Source organism: Ruegeria aquimaris (genome assembly GCF_025751555.1).
Lineage (GTDB): Bacteria > Pseudomonadota > Alphaproteobacteria > Rhodobacterales > Rhodobacteraceae > Ruegeria_B > Ruegeria_B aquimaris.
In genome coordinates this window covers 100725-117232 of sequence record NZ_JAOWLB010000011.1, presented here as the reverse complement: position 1 = coordinate 117232, position 16508 = coordinate 100725, and the positions used below count along the sequence as shown (strand labels likewise).

Annotated in this window: 18 protein-coding genes; 4 read left to right on the top strand and 14 right to left on the bottom strand. The window is 62.4% G+C overall.

The features are described from left to right. From secE to ccoG, 6 genes are all read right to left on the bottom strand, one after another. A complete protein-coding gene (gene secE / locus OE747_RS15415) occupies window positions 1-198 on the bottom strand; it encodes a preprotein translocase subunit SecE (RefSeq protein WP_164131685.1) in 198 nt (65 codons plus the stop codon). Between the two features lie 89 nt (window positions 199-287). Further along, window positions 288-692: a (R)-mandelonitrile lyase gene (locus tag OE747_RS15410; RefSeq protein WP_263829459.1), complete on the bottom strand. Its 405-nt coding sequence runs from the start codon at window positions 690-692 to the stop codon at window positions 288-290. A 47-nt stretch (window positions 693-739) separates the two neighbouring features. Beyond that, window positions 740-898: a cbb3-type cytochrome oxidase assembly protein CcoS gene (gene ccoS, locus OE747_RS15405; RefSeq protein ID WP_263829458.1), complete on the bottom strand. Its 159-nt coding sequence runs from the start codon at window positions 896-898 to the stop codon at window positions 740-742. Window positions 899-902: 4 nt separating this feature from the next. After that, window positions 903-3080, bottom strand: coding sequence for a heavy metal translocating P-type ATPase (locus OE747_RS15400; protein WP_263829457.1), 2178 nt, complete (start codon window positions 3078-3080; stop codon window positions 903-905). A gap of 4 nt (window positions 3081-3084) precedes the next feature. Further along, window positions 3085-3543, bottom strand: a complete 459-nt coding sequence (locus tag OE747_RS15395; protein WP_263829456.1) for a FixH family protein — start codon at window positions 3541-3543, stop codon at window positions 3085-3087. A gap of 2 nt (window positions 3544-3545) precedes the next feature. Continuing rightward, window positions 3546-4973: a cytochrome c oxidase accessory protein CcoG gene (gene ccoG, locus OE747_RS15390; protein WP_263829455.1), complete on the bottom strand. Its 1428-nt coding sequence runs from the start codon at window positions 4971-4973 to the stop codon at window positions 3546-3548. Between the two features lie 44 nt (window positions 4974-5017). Between ccoG and OE747_RS15385 the strand changes: the two genes are divergently transcribed. Continuing rightward, window positions 5018-5257 (top strand): hypothetical protein, encoded by a 240-nt coding sequence (locus OE747_RS15385; RefSeq protein WP_263829454.1) that lies wholly within the window; start codon window positions 5018-5020, stop codon window positions 5255-5257. Window positions 5258-5352: 95 nt separating this feature from the next. On the opposite strand, the gene ccoP is transcribed toward OE747_RS15385, so the two are convergent. The 4 genes from ccoP to ccoN are packed head-to-tail and all read right to left on the bottom strand — an operon-like array spanning window position 5353 to window position 8765. After that, window positions 5353-6222 carry a cytochrome-c oxidase, cbb3-type subunit III gene (gene ccoP / locus OE747_RS15380; RefSeq protein ID WP_263829453.1) on the bottom strand — a complete coding sequence of 290 codons (870 nt, stop codon included), beginning with the start codon at window positions 6220-6222 and terminating at the stop codon, window positions 5353-5355. Next, window positions 6219-6404, bottom strand: a complete 186-nt coding sequence (locus OE747_RS15375) for a cbb3-type cytochrome c oxidase subunit 3 (RefSeq protein ID WP_263829452.1) — start codon at window positions 6402-6404, stop codon at window positions 6219-6221. The genes ccoP and OE747_RS15375 overlap by 4 nt, the downstream gene beginning before the upstream one ends. Before the next feature lie 10 nt (window positions 6405-6414). Next, window positions 6415-7143 carry a cytochrome-c oxidase, cbb3-type subunit II gene (gene ccoO, locus OE747_RS15370; RefSeq protein ID WP_263829451.1) on the bottom strand — a complete coding sequence of 243 codons (729 nt, stop codon included), beginning with the start codon at window positions 7141-7143 and terminating at the stop codon, window positions 6415-6417. 14 nt (window positions 7144-7157) lie between these two features. After that, window positions 7158-8765 (bottom strand): cytochrome-c oxidase, cbb3-type subunit I, encoded by a 1608-nt coding sequence (ccoN, locus tag OE747_RS15365; RefSeq protein WP_263829450.1) that lies wholly within the window; start codon window positions 8763-8765, stop codon window positions 7158-7160. Window positions 8766-8954: 189 nt separating this feature from the next. On the opposite strand from ccoN, the gene OE747_RS15360 reads away from it, so the two are divergent. Next, window positions 8955-9794, top strand: a complete 840-nt coding sequence (locus tag OE747_RS15360; RefSeq protein WP_263829449.1) for a universal stress protein — start codon at window positions 8955-8957, stop codon at window positions 9792-9794. 12 nt (window positions 9795-9806) lie between these two features. Here the strand turns inward: OE747_RS15360 and OE747_RS15355 are convergent, their stop codons facing one another. The 3 genes from OE747_RS15355 to OE747_RS15345 are packed head-to-tail and all read right to left on the bottom strand — an operon-like array spanning window position 9807 to window position 13215. Continuing rightward, window positions 9807-11546, bottom strand: a complete 1740-nt coding sequence (locus OE747_RS15355) for an adenylate/guanylate cyclase domain-containing protein (RefSeq protein WP_263829448.1) — start codon at window positions 11544-11546, stop codon at window positions 9807-9809. A gap of 31 nt (window positions 11547-11577) precedes the next feature. Beyond that, entirely contained in the window at window positions 11578-11832 is a 255-nt protein-coding gene (locus OE747_RS15350) for a GlsB/YeaQ/YmgE family stress response membrane protein (RefSeq protein ID WP_263829447.1), read from the bottom strand. A 60-nt stretch (window positions 11833-11892) separates the two neighbouring features. After that, window positions 11893-13215: a serine hydroxymethyltransferase gene (locus tag OE747_RS15345; protein WP_263829446.1), complete on the bottom strand. Its 1323-nt coding sequence runs from the start codon at window positions 13213-13215 to the stop codon at window positions 11893-11895. Window positions 13216-13313: 98 nt separating this feature from the next. Here OE747_RS15345 and OE747_RS15340 point away from each other — a divergent pair, with 98 nt between their 5' ends. After that, window positions 13314-14186, top strand: coding sequence for a LysR family transcriptional regulator (locus OE747_RS15340; RefSeq protein ID WP_263829445.1), 873 nt, complete (start codon window positions 13314-13316; stop codon window positions 14184-14186). Between the two features lie 72 nt (window positions 14187-14258). Here the strand turns inward: OE747_RS15340 and fnrL are convergent, their stop codons facing one another. After that, window positions 14259-15002 carry a transcriptional regulator FnrL gene (gene fnrL, locus OE747_RS15335; protein ID WP_263829444.1) on the bottom strand — a complete coding sequence of 248 codons (744 nt, stop codon included), beginning with the start codon at window positions 15000-15002 and terminating at the stop codon, window positions 14259-14261. Between the two features lie 65 nt (window positions 15003-15067). Between fnrL and hemN the strand changes: the two genes are divergently transcribed. After that, on the top strand, window positions 15068-16423 hold the full coding sequence (gene hemN, locus OE747_RS15330; RefSeq protein ID WP_263829443.1) for an oxygen-independent coproporphyrinogen III oxidase: 1356 nt from the start codon (window positions 15068-15070) through the stop codon (window positions 16421-16423). Window positions 16424-16508 lie beyond the last annotated feature (85 nt).

Here is a 16508-nt window from a genome sequence, read left to right as displayed (position 1 = left end):
TCAGTTGAACATCCCCAGTAGCAGCTGCAAACCGCCCCGGATCGACAGATCGACCAAGGCAAAGAAAACGGCTGTCAGGGCTGCCATGATAAAGACCATGACCGTGGTCAGCAGAACCTCGCGGCGGGTCGGCCAGACAACTTTGGATACTTCTGCGCGGACCTGCTGGATGAACTGGATCGGGTTGCTGGTGGCCATCTGCCTGACTTCTCTCTGCTTGCGGACTATGGGCACATAGCCGGACCGAGGGCCAAATTCAAGGCCGGTTCAACTTGTCCGACACCGGTTCAGGCCGGTGCCGTCAGATAGTCGGCATCGGCGACCTTTTCCAGCCAGTTGGCCACCTGCCCATTCTCCGCCTCTTGAATGGCCAGATGGACCATGCCGGTATAGGGCGCGGCCCCGTGCCAGTGTTCCTCGCCCGGCGGGATCCAGACCGTGTCGCCGGCGCGGATCAGGCGTGGCGCGGCATTACGGGTGCCGACCAGTCCCACGCCGGACAGCACATGCAGCGTCTGACCCAGCGGATGAGTATGCCAGGCCGTCCTCGCCCCCGGCTCGAACCCCACACGCAAGGCGCGCACGCGCGCCGGTTCCGGTGCTTCGATCACCGGGTCCTGCCAGACCGTTCCGGTGAACCACTCCTCGTTCGCGCGCCGGGTCGGACGACTGCCGCTTGCGAATATCTCCATTCTGACTCTCCCCTGTCCCCGTCAGTCTGGCGCAAACCGGCAAGGCGTCAAGGCTTCGGCCGGTCGTCCCAGTCATTCGACAGGATGCGGCGGGCGTCGCCTTCGGGATCGTCATACTGGTTGGACCGCACGGTATAGACAAAGGCCAGCAGCCCGACCGCGCCCAGGATCAGGGAGATTGGAATCAGATAGGACAGGACTTCCATAGGCTCACCTCAGGCGCAGCGCGTTCAGAGATACGGTAATGGAGGAGGTCGACATGGCCAAGGCCGCAATCAGCGGCGAACACAGGCCGACAACGGCCAGGGGCACCGCGATCACGTTGTAGACGGTCGCGATCTGGAAATTCTCGCGAATGCGCCGGGTCGCCTTCTTGGCTGTGTCGCAGGCCCCGGCAATCGGGCTCAGATCGGTGCCCAGCAATACGATGTCAGAGGCAACCCGCGCCGCATCCAGCGCCGAGGCGGGCGAGATCGAGACATGGGCGGCAGCCAGGGCGGCGGTATCGTTCAACCCGTCGCCCACCATCAGGATGCGCTTGCCCTGCCCGGCCAGTGCCTGCACCCGCGCCACCTTGTCCTGTGGCAGTGCCTCGGCCATCCAATTGGCAATGCCCAGACGGTTTGCCAGCGCCTCGACCGCGCCGGTGGTATCGCCCGAGATCAGCATGACCTGCTTGCCCGACGCCTTCAGCGCTGCAACCGTTTCCTCGGCCCCCGGGCGCAGCGCGTCCGTGAACAGAAAGCCAACGGGCGCCTGATCGCCCACGGCCAACCAGGCCGATGTCTGCCCGCCATGCGTTGCACCGACCCAGGCCGCGCGGCCAAGGCGCACGCGCTTGCCCTGCCAGACACCTTCGGTGCCATAGCCCGGAACCTCGCTCACATCCTCGACCGCCGCCGGTTCGGCTCCGACAGCGCGCGCCGCGCGGGTCAGTGATACCGACAGCGGATGCGAGGATGCCTGTGCCAGGGCCAGCGCGATCGACAGATCCTCGCCTGCGATGTCATCCAGATTGATCAGTTCCGGCGTGCCCGCAGTCAGCGTACCGGTCTTGTCAAACACCACTGTATCGACCTCGGCCAGTCGTTCCAGCGCGGTTGCATGCTTGATCAGCATGCCCTTCTTAAACAACCGCCCCGACGCGGCAGTGGTCACCGCCGGCACCGCAAGGCCCAGCGCGCAAGGGCAGGTGATAATCAGAACGGCCGCGGCGATGTTCAGCGCGGTGCGCACATCGCCAGAATACACAAGCCAGCCCAGAAAACTGAGCGCCGACAAGATGTGAACTCCCGGCGCATAAAGTTTCGCCGCGCTGTCAGCCAGCGAGGTATAGCGCGACCGCCCGCTTTCGGCGATGGCGACCAGATCCGCCATGCGGTGCAGAGACGTCTCCTGCCCCACGGCACTGGCACGGATCACCAGCGGCCCGGTAAGGTTGACCTCGCCGGCACTGACCGCAAGCCCGGGCTCGGCAAAGACAGGCAACGTCTCGCCCGTCAGCAACGACCGATCGAGTTCCGAGCGGCCTTCGACGATTTCACCGTCGACCGGCATCCGCCCGCCCGGGCGCACCAGGATCAGATCCCCAACCGCCAGTTGCGCCACCGGCACTTCGGTCTCGCGTCCATCCTCCAGCCGGATCGCGCGGGGCACTTCGAGCGCAGCCAGTTCCTCGGCGGCGGATCGCGCCACCGCCCTTGTCCGGTAATCGAGGTAGCGCCCCGCCAGCAGGAAAAAGGTCAGCGTCAGCGCCGCGTCGAAATAGGCGTGTTCGCCCGACAGCGAGGTTTCCCATAGTGATGTCACCAGCGCCAGCACGATGGCCAGTACGATGGGTACGTCCATGTTCAGGCGCTTGACCTTCAGCGCGCTCCAGGCGCTGATAAAAAACGGCTGCGCCGAAAACGCGATGGCCGGCATCGCGATGGCTGCTGAAATCCAGTGGAACATATCGCGCGTCGCATCCGACGCGCCAGACCAGACCGACACCGACAGCAGCATGACGTTCATCGAGGCAAAGCCGGCAACCGCCAAGCGCATCAGCAGGTCACGACCGGCCCGATCCGTCTGGGTCGCGCTCAACGCGCCCGCGTCCAGTTCATGCGCCTCGTATCCGGCACGTTCCAGCACCGGGATCAGGTCGGCCGCGCGCACATCGGGCGCGGCCTTGATCAGGGCGCGTTTCAGCGTCAGGTTCACCCGTGCATCCTCGACCCCCTGATGCGCCTGCAAGGCGCGCTCAACCGTCGAGATACAGGCCGAACAATGAATGCCCGGCAGGGACAATGCGATCTGGACATCCTCGGGTACCGGTTTGGCCGGTTCCACCGGAGCTGCCACGCAAGCCGGGCAGGCCGCAAGCGAAGGGCGAAGCTGCGCGGTCACGCTATCACCCTTTCACATGCAGAACGACGCGTTGTGTGAACTCGGTACCATCTTCGGCGCGCGCCACCATGCGAATGTTCCAGTTGCCGTCACCCAATTCGGCCTTGGCCACATAGGCCGTGCCGTCAAAGGTGAAGGCGGGTTCGATATCTTCCTTGACGTGGGTCGCACGGCCCAGCACCGCCTTCAGCTCGGCCACCTCGACCGGCTGGCCCGCCTGATCGGTGATCGAGAGGGTGACAAGACCACCCAAGGCATCGGCACGCACGGACCAGCCCAAGGACTCTTGCGCATGCAGCCGGGTGTTGAATTCCTGGCTGGCGACGTAAGAGTTCTTAACTTCCAATCCCGGAAAGGTTTTGACCGCACTGACGGCCAGCAGAATGTTGACCCCGATGATCACGCCAAAGGCGCCGATGAAGACAGCCGCAGCGTGCTTTCCGGTGAACTTGCGTTCGCTCATGCTCAGTTCCCCCGTCCGTTGAACGTCGTGTCCTTGTAGGCTCGCTCGCCATTGCCAAGGTCCTCGACCCAGATCCGCGCATCGGTGCTGGCGGCGTTCGACGGCGCGGCATCTTTTGGTGCAACAATATATACACGCTGCAACTGGGCCGTGTCAGCCGGAACGATCACGGATTCATACGGCGTGCCTTCCAGCTCGATCCGCATTGTCTGATCTCCGGCCACGGAAAGGCGGAACCGCCGATCCTCGCCATGTTTGTTGCGCAGGCGCACGTCATAGGTGTTGCGGATCGACCCGTCGGACAGAGTGACATAGGTCGGATTGCGCACCGGCGCCACCGTCAGGTCGATATCGGACCGGATGAACAGCGCGAACAGCAACGCAAACCCGACCAGAGACCAAAGGCTTGTGTACATGATCGTACGCGGCCGCAGGATATGCTTCCAGACGCTCTTGGGCGGGTTTCCGGCGCGTTCGGCCTGCTCGTCTTTGAGCGCCATATAGTCGATCAGCCCGCGTGGCTTGCCGATCTTGTCCATCATGTCGTCGCAGGCGTCGATGCAAAGCGCGCAGGTGATGCATTCCAACTGCTGCCCATCACGAATGTCGATGCCCACAGGGCAGACGTTGACGCAAGCCATGCAGTCGATGCAGTCGCCCAGCTCCGAATCTGCGGTCCGCTTGCCCTTGCCACGCGGCTCGCCCCGCCATTCGCGGTATCCGACGGTCAGGGTATCCTCGTCCATCATCGCCGCCTGAATTCGCGGCCAGGGACAGGCATAGATGCAGATCTGCTCGCGCGCGAAGCCACCGAAAAAGAAAGTGGTGAAACTCAACACCGCCATCGTCGTGTAGGCGATAGGATGCGCGTTCAGCGTCACAAGATCGCGCAGCAATGTGGGCGCGTCGGCGAAATAGAAGATCCAGGCCCCGCCCGTGGCAAGCCCGATCATCAACCAGACGGTCCATTTGGTCAGCCGCAACCGCGCCTTGCGAAAATCCAGCTTCTGCTGCCGGTGCAGACGCAAACGGGCGTTTCGGTCACCCTCGATCCAGCGTTCGACCAGTATGAACAAATCAGTCCAGACGGTCTGCGGGCAGGCGTATCCGCACCAGACCCGGCCCAGTGCGGACGTAAACAGGAACAGCCCCAGACCGGCCATGATCAGCAGGCCCGCCACAAAGTAGAATTCGTGTGGCCAGATCTCGATCCAGAAGAAATAGAACCGGCGATTGCCCATATCGAGCAGCACGGCCTGATCCGGCAGGCTGGGGCCGCGGTCCCAGCGAATCCACGGGGTCACGTAATAGATACCCAGCGTGATCGCCATGATGATCCATTTGAGATTGCGGAACTTTCCGGAAACTCTTCGGGGAAAGATCGGCTCTCGCGCGGCGTAAAGACTGGGTTCTGGGGTCGACTCGCTCACGGACTCACTCCGGTTTGGCTATTCTACAGCGCGACTTCTTCCAGATGAGCGCGCCACACACTTTGATATGGGTCAAAAAGCGTATCTGTGGCGCAGCTTTTGATGCTGCAAGCGCAGCGGTCGATACGCCGCATGCAGTCTTTTGGGTAGAAAACGGCGTTTGCCGACGTCTGTCTCTCAACGTTCTTCACGAAATTGTGTTTGACACCAAGACATTGCGCATCCCCACCCACGATCTGAACAAGAACGCCGACCGGATTGGTCGGCGGATGCTTTTGGACTAAGACTAAGGGCGTCGGCTGTTCAGGAAACGCGCGAACAGATCGAACAGCCGACGCCACCCTCCGGGCCGCAAACGCAGCCCGGAGGGATTCTCGTGTTACTCGCCGCCACCCAGCTGGTGGACATAGGCCGAGACCGCGCGGATCTGCGCCTCGGTCAGGCGGGTGTTCCAGGCAGGCATCACGCCGAACCGGGCGTTGTTCACCGACTCGGAAATCGCGGCATAGTCACCACCAAAGAGCCAGATCGCATCCGACAGGTTGGGCGCACCTTGCGTGCGGTCGCCGGTAGCGTCCTCGGCATGGCAAGATGCGCAGTTGTCCGCAAACACCACGGCGCCCTCGGATACCTTGGAGGCATCCTGCGGTTCACCCGACAGCGACATCACATAATTGACCACCTGGTCGATCTGCTCGGCTTCCAGCAGTTCGTCGCGACCGAATGCCGGCATCTCGGAGTACCGGGCGTCGTCGTTCTCCGTGTTGCGGATACCGGCGGTGACGGTCTGGTGGATGTCCTCGATCGAGCCGCCCCAGAGCCAGTCGTCGTCCAGCAGGTTGGGATAGCCCACCGCACCCGCAGCACCCGACCCGTGGCACTGGGCGCACCAGGTCTTGAACACAGCGCTCCCTGCCGAAACGGCATAGGAGTTCAACTCCGGATCCGAGGCGATCGCCGTCAGCTCGGCCGCTTCCAGCTTGGCGTTGATCGGCGCATTCGCCTCTTCGACGTCGGTGATCGCCGCCGCGACATTGGCGCGGGTCGACCAGCCCATCACCCCGGCGGTGGCCGAGTTGATCATCGGCCAGGCGGGATAGGCGATGGTATAGCCGATGCCCCAGACGATGCAGAGGTAGAAGGTCCACAGCCACCAGCGCGGCAGCGGGTTGTTGAACTCTTCGATCCCGTCCCAGCTGTGGCCGGTGGTTTCCGGATCGCCCTTTTTCATTTCGGGTTTCTTGCTCATTGCCGCGCCTCCTTATGTGTGGCGGGTTTATCCTGATGCCGGAACGGGATGTTGGCCGTGTCGCCGTAGGTCTTGCTCGATCCTGGGCGGAACACCCAGATGATCACACCGACAAAGAAGGCAAACAGGGCCAACAGCATCCAGCTGTCCGCGAACTGCCGCAGAAGGGTATACTCTTCCATATTCCCCTCCTCAGCGGCTCGCGTCCGGCGTGAAGGTCGAGAAATCGACCAACGTACCCAGCATTTGCAGATAAGCGATCAGGGCATCGGCCTCGGAAACACCCGGCTGACCGTCGAAGTTGCGCACATTGACCTTGTCGCCATAACGCTCCAGCAGCCCGTCATAGTCGCTGTCGGGATCGGCCTGGGCGGCAAAATCGGCTTGTGCGGCCTCGATCATCTCATCGGTATACGGCACACCGACAATCGCGTTGGTGGCCATGATGTCACCGATGTACTTGCCATCGATCATGGTGCGTTCCAGATAGCCATACTTGGGCATCACCGATTCCGGCACCACCGATTGCGGGTCCCGCATGTGATCCACATGCCAGTCATCCGAATAGCGGCCGCCCACGCGGGCCAGGTCCGGCCCGGTCCGCTTGGAGCCCCACTGGAACGGATGATCGTACATCGACTCCGCCGCCAGCGAGTAGTGGCCATAGCGTTCGACCTCGTCCCGCATCGGGCGGATCATCTGGCTGTGGCAGACATAGCAGCCTTCGCGGATGTAGATTTCACGCCCCGCCATTTCGAGAGGGGTGTAGGGACGCATGCCCTCCACCTTCTCGATGGTGTTTTCCAACCAGAAAAGCGGTGCGATCTGCACGATGCCGCCGATGGTCACGACCAGGAAGCTGAAGATCAGCAGGAGGGTCGCGTTGGTCTCGAGGATCTTATGTTTGTCGAGAATTGCCATTGCTCCAGCCCTCCTTATTCAGCCGGGACCGCGACGGACAGGCTGGCCTCTTTGGCCGGCGCCTTCCGAACGGTCATCCACAGGTTGTAGCACATGATCACGGCACCAGCGAGGAACATGACCCCGCCCAGACCGCGCACCACGTACATCGGGAACTTGGCGGCAACGGTGTCGGCGAACGAGTTCACCAGGAAGCCGTTGGCATCCACTTCACGCCACATCAGGCCTTCCATGATCCCGGTCACCCACATCGAGGCCGCGTAAAGCACGATACCGATGGTGGCGAGCCAGAAGTGCACGTTGACCAGTTTCAGCGAGTAGAGGCGATCCCGCTTCCACAACACCGGCACCAGGAAGTAAAGCGCGCCGAAGGTGATCATGCCGTTCCAGCCCAACGCACCCGAGTGTACGTGGCCGATGGTCCAGTCGGTGTAGTGCGACAGCGAGTTCACCGCGCGGATCGACATCATCGGGCCTTCGAAGGTCGACATGCCGTAGAAGCCGACCGAGATCACCATCATGCGGATGATCGGGTCGGTGCGCAGCTTGTCCCAGGCGCCCGAGAGCGTCATCAGACCGTTGATCATGCCACCCCAGGACGGCATCCACAGCACGACCGAGAACACCATGCCCAGCGTCGAGGCCCAGTCAGGCAATGCGGTATAGTGCAGGTGGTGCGGACCGGCCCAGATATAGATGAAGATCAGCGCCCAGAAGTGGATGATCGACAGCTTGTAGCTGAACACCGGACGTTCGGCCTGTTTCGGGATGAAATAGTACATCATGCCCAGGAAGCCCGCGGTCAGGAAGAAGCCCACGGCGTTGTGACCGTACCACCACTGCACCATGGCGTCCTGCACACCCGGCCAGACGATGACCGATTTCGAGCCCCAGATGCTGACCGGGATGGTCATGTTGTTGACCACATGCAGCATGGCGACAGTAACGATGAAGCTCAGATAGAACCAGTTGGCCACATAGATATGGGGTTCCTTGCGCTTGATGATCGTGCCCAGGAACACGGCCAGATAGGCCACCCAGACCACAGTCAGCCACAGGTCAACATACCATTCCGGCTCGGCGTATTCCTTCGACTGGGTACCGCCCAACAGATAGCCAGTAGCCGCCAGAACGATGAACAGCTGATAGCCCCAGAACACGAACCACGCCAGGTTACCGCCCCAGAGCCGCGCAGCGCTGGTGCGCTGGACCACGTAGAACGAGGTGGCCAGCAGCGCGTTGCCACCAAAGGCGAAAATCACCGCCGAGGTGTGCAGCGGACGCAGGCGACCGAAATTGGCATAACCCTGGGCCCATTCAAAATTCAGGCCCGGAAAGGCGAGCTGAAAGGCAATAAACGTCCCGGCCAGAAAGCCGACGACGCCCCAGAATGCGGTTGCGATGACACCGTAACGAACCACGCCATCCATGTACTCGCCCGAGCGGTCGGTCAGGATGTCGGGCTCGCCGGTGTTACGAAGAGTCCAGATGAAAAGCCCACCGGAGACAAGCAGCACGATCACTGCATGCACCATGTAAGCCACGTCGCGCGCATAATTGATCCCCATCGCGGCGAACAGCGCGATGAGACCAAGCACGATGAGCTTGATATAATTCGACATTTTGCGTCCCTTTGCCTTGCCCCGCGCGATTCTTATGTCACGCCAGACGGATTAGACTGGGCGCTTAATTGAAGAATTGCGCCCATATCTGCTTTGATCTGCATCAAGACATACTCCCGAAATGTGTGAGAGGCATTAGTCAATTGTAACGCCCCGATGATCGGGGCTTGATGTTCACACGAGGGTGAGATGACCTATAAATCCTTGCTGACGGTCCTGACGGATCCCAAACAGTCGACAACGACCCTGGATCAGCTGGTTGCTCTGGCGGACGCCCAGGATGCCCATGCCGAGGCACTCTGCCTTGGCGTCGACCGTAGCCAGACCGGTTATTACTACGCTGGGGCAAACGCCTTGATCCTGCAAGAAACCCTGAACCGGGCGAACGCGGAGGCCGAGGAAGTGCTGGCTTTGGCCAAGGATCACCTGTCCAAATCGGGCGTGCGCTGGTCGGCGGAAAGCGGTGTGGCCCAGATTGCCGATCTGGGTCGGCATGTCGCGCATCGCGCCCGGTTCTCGGATCTTGTCGTGCTACCGCGACCCTATGGTGAAAACCGCGGCGCAGAGGCAGAGCCGATCATCGAAGCCGCCATGTTCGAAGGTCATGCCCCGGTTCTGGTGGTTCCCGACAACCGGACTGCGATCAAGCAACCGCGCACGGTCCTGATCGGCTGGAACGAAAGCGTCGAAGCCATGCGGGCGATCCGTCTTGCGATGCCGTTCCTGAAGGCGGCCGAACTGGTCCGCATCGTGGTGATCGACCCGCCGCAACACGGCCCGGACCGGTCGGATCCCGGCGGATTGCTCAGCCAGATGCTGTCCCGTCATGGTGTAAAGGTCGAAATCGACGTTCTGAGCAAAACGATGACCCGTGTGTCGGACATCCTCAACCGGCATGCCGCGGATACCGATGCCGACATGATCGTGATGGGGGCCTACGGTCACTCCCGTTTCCGCGAAGCGATCCTTGGCGGCGCGACGCGCAACATGCTGGAGATGGCAAGCGTTCCCATCTTCATGGCGCATTGAACAGGCAAGGGGCTACTCCGGTAGCCCCACCGCCGTAAGCCAGCGTGTGTTCTGCGCGGTATGCAGTGCCGCGCGGAAATATTTGTGGTGGTCCTGAAACCGGGACACCGAGAATTCCGGGGACAGGTCCAGAAGCCTGCTCGCCATTGTCCGCGCCTCGTTCATCCTGTCCAGTTCGCAGAGCGCGCAGATCGAATGGACATAGAGCACAACGACATTGGGATTGAGCCGCAACCCCTCTTGTGCAGCCTGTAGCGCCTCGTCGAACCGCCCCGCGTCGCGGTGAACGGCGGCAATGGCGACCAGCGCACGGAACCACAAGGGATCTTTGGGGTTCAGTTGCCGCGCCCGACCCGCAAGGTCCAGCACCTTGTCGCTGTCACCCTGCAATGCTTCCAGCATCGCCAGCGACGTCCAGGCCCAGGCAAAACTTGGACAGCCTTCGCAAGCCTGCCGGACCAGCCCCATGCCCCGTTCTATCTCCAGGCCCAAAAAGGCCAGCGTGTAGCCGGCATAGGCTGCCACCTCCAGATCTCCCGGAGCAAGATCAAGCGCTGCATTGGCCAACTCTCCGCCTCTGGTTCGGTCGGTCTCTTGGGCATAACCGACACGCCACGCCACGTTCAGTGTGTGGCACCACGCCCTGATCGCCATCGCCTTTGCGTACCCCGGAGACGCATCGATGGCGGCGTCGAGCAAATCGGCAGCCTTGGCCACCTGCGCCCGGTTCAGCGCTGCCAGCCCTTGCAGATAGTAATCATAGGCGCTGGCATTGCCTGGCGCGCTCTGGGCGGCGCGCTGCATCTCGGCCACCTGCACGGTGGGGGCCACGGCGGCAACCACGGCGGCGGTCACCTTGTCCTGCAAATCGAATATGTCCTCGTCGGTTCCATCGAACCGCTCTGACCACACCTGTGCACCGGATGCCGTGTCGGCAAGTTGGCCGCTGACCCGGATCCGGTTGCCCTGGATGCGCATGCTGCCCTCCAGAACATATCTGACACCCAGATCCCTGCCGATCTGCCGCACGTCCATCGGGGTGCCTTTGTAGGCAAAGGAAGAGTTCCGGGCGATCACGAAAAGCCACGGAACCCGCGCAAGGGCGGAAATGATATCCTCGGTCAATCCATCGGCGATGTACTCGGTCTGTGGATTTGCCGACCAGTTCGTCAGGGGAAGAACCGCCAGCGAGGGTTTGTCGGCAATCGTTTTTGGTCGCGCCATGGGCGCATCCGCCTGTCGCAACGGCATCCAATCGAACAGGCGGATGCTGCGCGTTATGTTTTTCAAGGCAGGCGAACCAGCATCCCGAAATGCTATGTCCAAACGGCCTTCCACTTCATCACGGACCCGTTCTGACACGGCAACACCGCCTGTCGGCGCATGGGCCTCGATCCTGGCTGCGATATTCACATCATCGCCAAAGATATCGCCATTTTCCGAAAGGATCTCGCCCGAGTGAACGCCGACCCGCAATAGCATGTGCTCGGAGGCATCCAGGGGCGCATTGCGTTCCATCATCCGATGCTGGATCGCAGCCGCACAGCTCACCGCATCCCGTGACGAGGCAAACTCAGCCAGCAACCCGTCCCCCATCGTCTTGACCACGCGCCCCCGATGCAGGCCGATCACCAGTTCGATGGCGTCCAGATGCCCACGCGCCGCGCGGACCGCGAGTTCTTCGTTGCGGCCGACATGGGAACTGTAGCCTGCAAAATCCGCGACCAGCACCGCCGCCAACCGTCTCTCCATTCGGACTCTTCCCTGATTCAAGGCAGACGCATCATGCCTTGCGGACCAATCCGATCAGGAACAACAGAATCACCGCGCCGACGGTGGCATGGATAACCGACGCAATAAATCCACCGCCGACCGCAAAGCCCAAGGCCGGAAAGATCATACCGGCCAGGAAGGCCCCAACAATCCCGACGATAACATTGCCGATCAAGCCAAACCCGCGCCCGGCCATGATCCGGCCGGACAGCCAACCGGCCAACGCACCCACAATAAGCATAACCAACAGGCTTTCGAACTGCATGATACGCGTCTCCCAATATCTGGTATCTTTGGGAAAGTAGATCACGGATCACCGAACCGGTCACGACCTGATGTAATGCATCCCCTGAAACTGAGCCCGCATCTCGCGTGTACGCCGCGCCACCGCCACGGGGTCGTTGCCGGTGAGACCTTGCGTGATCAGCCAGGCCAGTTCGGCGGCATGATCAGGTGTCACCCCGCGCCGCACCAATTCGGGCGTGCCGATCCTGAGCCCGTTCATGTCTCCCGCAACCGGCGCAATCGGCAGGCCGATGCCGCAGGCCAGGAACCCCGCTCTGCGCAGCAGCTTCGATGCCACCTGACCGCCGCCGAACCGCGCCGCCTCGACCGCGAACTGGTGCGAGGCGGTGGCCCCGCCCGCACCATGAAACACCGGCAGGCCCAGCGCCTCCAACTCGGCGGCCAGCGCCTGTGCCAGTTCGACCATGGCCTGACCATAGGCCGCGCCGTGATCGACCCAGTCCAGCAACGAGATCGCCAGCGCTGCCGATTTCGCCGCGTCGAAATTGGCGGTCATGCCGGGAAATGCGATGGCATCCAGCCGCTCGGCGATCTCGGCATCATTGGTCACGATCAGCCCACCCGCAGGGCCGCCCAGGCTCTTGTAGGTGCTCATCGTCATCAGATGCGCGCCCTCGTCCAGCGGGTTGGCCCAGACACCGCCGGCGATGATCCCGCATTGATGCGCCGCGTCGAACAGAACCTTGGCCCCGACCCGGTCGGCGATCTCGCGCACCGCGGCGACGGGATGCGGAAACAGGTTCAACGAACCGCCTATCGTGATCAGCTTGGGCTGGTGCCGCTCGGCCAGTTCCGCCAGCGTTGTCAGGTCCAGACTGTAACCATCCGCATCCACCGGCGCCTCGATGGTTTTCAGGCCATAAAGCCCCGCACAACCTGCCTTGTGATGGGTCACATGGCCACCGATGCTGGCCGGTGGCGCGATGATCGTGTCACCGGGCCGGGTCAGCGCCATGAAGCCATAGAGATTGGCCAGCGCGCCCGAGCCCACCCGGATCTCGGCATAGCGCGCGTTGAACACCCGTGCTGCCAGCTCAGCGGCGATGACCTCGATCTCTTCGATCGCCTCCAGCCCCATCTCGTATTTGTCGCCCGGATAGCCCAGCGAGGGGCGGCTGCCCAATCCCCGCGCCAGCGCCGCCTCGGCACGCGGGTTCATCACATTGGTCGCGGGATTCAGGTTGAAACACTCCGCGTCATGGATCGCGCGGTTCTGCTCGATCAACACCTCCAGACGAGCGTCGATGGCATTGCTGTCGGCCCGGGCCGTAGCCTCGGCGATCTGCTGAACGCGGGCTTCGCAATGGGCGGGCACCCAGGGGCGGGTGGCGAGCTGTGGCATGGGAACCTCCATATCTTTGCCCTCAGGATCATCAAACCAGCTCTTGCGCGCAAATCAGTTTCCCGGAAAACTAGGGTCAGAAAATCTGAGTCTGCCCCATGCCCGTCGCCCCGCCCCGCCCGCGCCCCTTGCCACTGAACGCCCTGCGCGCGTTCGAGGCTGCCGCGCGACTGAGCGGTTTCGCCGTCGCCGCCGAGGAACTGGGCGTCAGCCCCGGCGCCGTCTCCGCTCAGATCAAGCAGCTTGAGGACATGCTCGGCGCGCCGCTGTTCGAGCGCGGTGCCCGGGGCGTCACCCTCACCGCGCTTGCGGTCGATGTACTGCCCGATCTCACCGTCGCCTTCGACCGGCTGGCCACCGTCAGCCATAGCCTGCGCACCGGCGCCAAACCACAGGTGGTGCATGTGGCGGCCCTGCCCTCAGTCGCCCAGCTCTGGCTGTCGCCCCGCCTGCCCGGTCTGCGCGCGGCGGCACCCGAGATCGAGATTTCGGTCACCGCGATGGAACAACCGCCTGATCTGAAACGCGCGCCTTTCGACCTGTGCCTGTTCTTCGGCGACGGGCCGGGCGAGGTACTGGCCGCCGACATCATCACCCCCGTCTGCGCGCCCGCCCTGGCGCGGCGGTTAAAGCGGCCCGAGGATCTGCGCCACCTGCCCTGTCTGATCGACACCACCTGGCATGCCGACTGGTCGCTCTGGATGGCGACCGCGCTGCCCGGCCAGACCTTTGTGCCGCGCGGCCCCGAATTCTCGCTCTATGCACTGGCGGTCGAGGAAACGGTGAATGGCGCCGGGGTGCTGATGGGACACGAGGCGCTGATCGCGCCCTATCTCGCACGCGGCCAACTGGTGGCACCCTTTGCCACCCGGGTTACCCTGTCGCACGCCTTGCGGCTCTGGGCCCCGCGACCGCTGCTGCCCGGCTCCGCCGCTCAGCGCGTGGCCGATTGGCTGCGGGGTCAGAGTTGAACCCCGGCCCGCCCTCTTCATTTCGCCATAAATACTCCGGAGCGCGAGGCAGAGCCTCGCAAATACCCGGTCTCAGACCAGGAACCCGCCATCGGTATCGTCGCCCGCTTCCTCCATCAACCGGCCCATATCCGGGATGGTGACGTGGCGCTTGCCTTCCAGATGAATCACCCCGTCCTTTTTCAGGGCCGAGATCTGGCGGCTCACCGTTTCCAGCGTCAGGCCCAGGTAATCGGCCATCGCCTCGCGGGTCAGCGGCAGGTCAAACACCATCGGCCCGCTCATGCCGCGCTTGGTCAGCGAGGCATCGCGTCGGGCAATGATCGACAAAAGGCTGGCGATCTTTTCGCGCGCGGTCTTGCGGCCCAGCACCAGCATCCATTCGCGCGCGGCATCCAGCTCGTCCAGTGTCATTTCCAGCAGACGGTGCGCGATATGCGGGGTGCGCGCCATCAACTCTTCGAACGGTTTCTTGCGGAAACAGCACATGACCAGATCCGTGGTCGCCACGACGTCATAGGGCGCGCCCTCACGCCCCGGGCGCCCGACGAAATCCGACGGCAGCAATAGACCCACCATCTGGGTCCGCCCATCCTCCATCGTCTGGGTCAGCGAGGCGATACCGGACACGACCGAGCCCACAAAACTCATCTGGTCGCCCGACCAGATCACGGTCTGCCCCGCCTCGAAGCTGCGGTAATACTTGATCTCTTCCAGCTCCTCCAACTCACGCGAGTCGCAGTGAGCGCAGACTGCGCGGTGCCTGATCGGACAATCGTCGCAATCGGAATGGCAAAGCTGGGGGTGGCTGCTCATGTGTTCCCGGTCCTACTTGATCTGAGTCAAGGTCCATATCGAAAGGCTCACATAAGCGTACTTGCATGAAAGCGAAACCTCAATTGGCCCGACTCGGACTTTTTGACGCGAAAGTACCGAGATATACGAGCTACCCGACCGCGCCCCACTTCAGCAATGACGTGGGCGCCAGTGATTTTGGCAACTGGATCGGGGCAATTCCGCCGTACAGCGAGATTTCCCTCTATGTGCATGTACCGTTTTGCCGCAGATTGTGCTGGTTCTGTGCTTGCCGGACCCAGGGCACCCAGACCGACAATCCGGTCATCGCCTATGTGGAAACGCTCAAGGCCGAGCTTGCCCTGTTGGCCAGTCGTCTGCCCGAAGGCGTTCGTCTTTCCCGGCTGCATTGGGGTGGTGGCACGCCGACCCTGCTGAATCCCGACCTGATGCGCGATCTGGCAAAGTCGATTTTCGACATCGTGCCCCTTGGCCCCAATGCCGAGTTCTCGGTGGAAATCGACCCCAACGAAATCGACGATGCCCGTCTGGATGCCCTTGCCGAGGCCGGCATGAACCGCGCCTCCATCGGCATTCAGGATTTCGACAGCGAGATCCAGAAGACAATCGGGCGTATTCAGGGGTATGACATCACCCGCAAGGCGGTAGACATGATCCGCGCCCGCGGAATCTACAGCCTGAACGCCGATATCCTTTACGGCCTGCCGCACCAGACCCGCGCCCGCATGACCGAAAGCGTGCAAAAGCTGTTGTCGCTCAACCCGGACCGGGTCGCGCTTTACGGTTATGCGCATGTTCCATGGATGGCCAAGCGCCAGCAACTGATCCCCTCGGATGCGCTGCCGACACCCGAGGAACGGCTCGACCTGTTCGACACCGCCCGGCGGCTGTTCCTGTGGGACAACTATGCCGAAATCGGAATCGACCATTTCGCCACGCGCGAAGACGGACTGACGCGGGCGCTGGATGCCGGCAAGCTGAAACGAAACTTCCAGGGTTACACCGACGATCAGGCCGACGTTCTGATCGGGGTCGGCGCCAGCGCGATTTCAAAGTTCCCGCAAGGTTTTGCCCAGAACGCCCCGGCGACATCGGCCCACACGGGCGCCATCCGCGCCGGAAAATTCTCGACCTCGCGGGGCCATTTGTTCAAGGGTCAGGACGTTCTTCGTGCGCGGCTTATCGAGGCGCTGATGTGTGATTTTCGCATCAATACGGCCGAGATTCTGCGCGATCACGACATCTCGGCCACCGAGTTGCAGCGCATGTACCATCAGGCCAACGAGAGCTTCGAAGGTCTGCTGCGCGTCACCGACGACGGTCTGTTTATTCCGCCGGAAGCCAGGCCGCTCACCCGGATGGTGGCCCGGTGTTTCGACGACTACGATCTCAGCAAGGCCGGACACAGTTCGGCCATCTGACCTCGGAGGAGGAGCCGAGGCAGCGGAAGGCGGGGTCCTGCACGATCCCGCCTTCATTTTCACCAAGGGACTTGACGTACAAAGC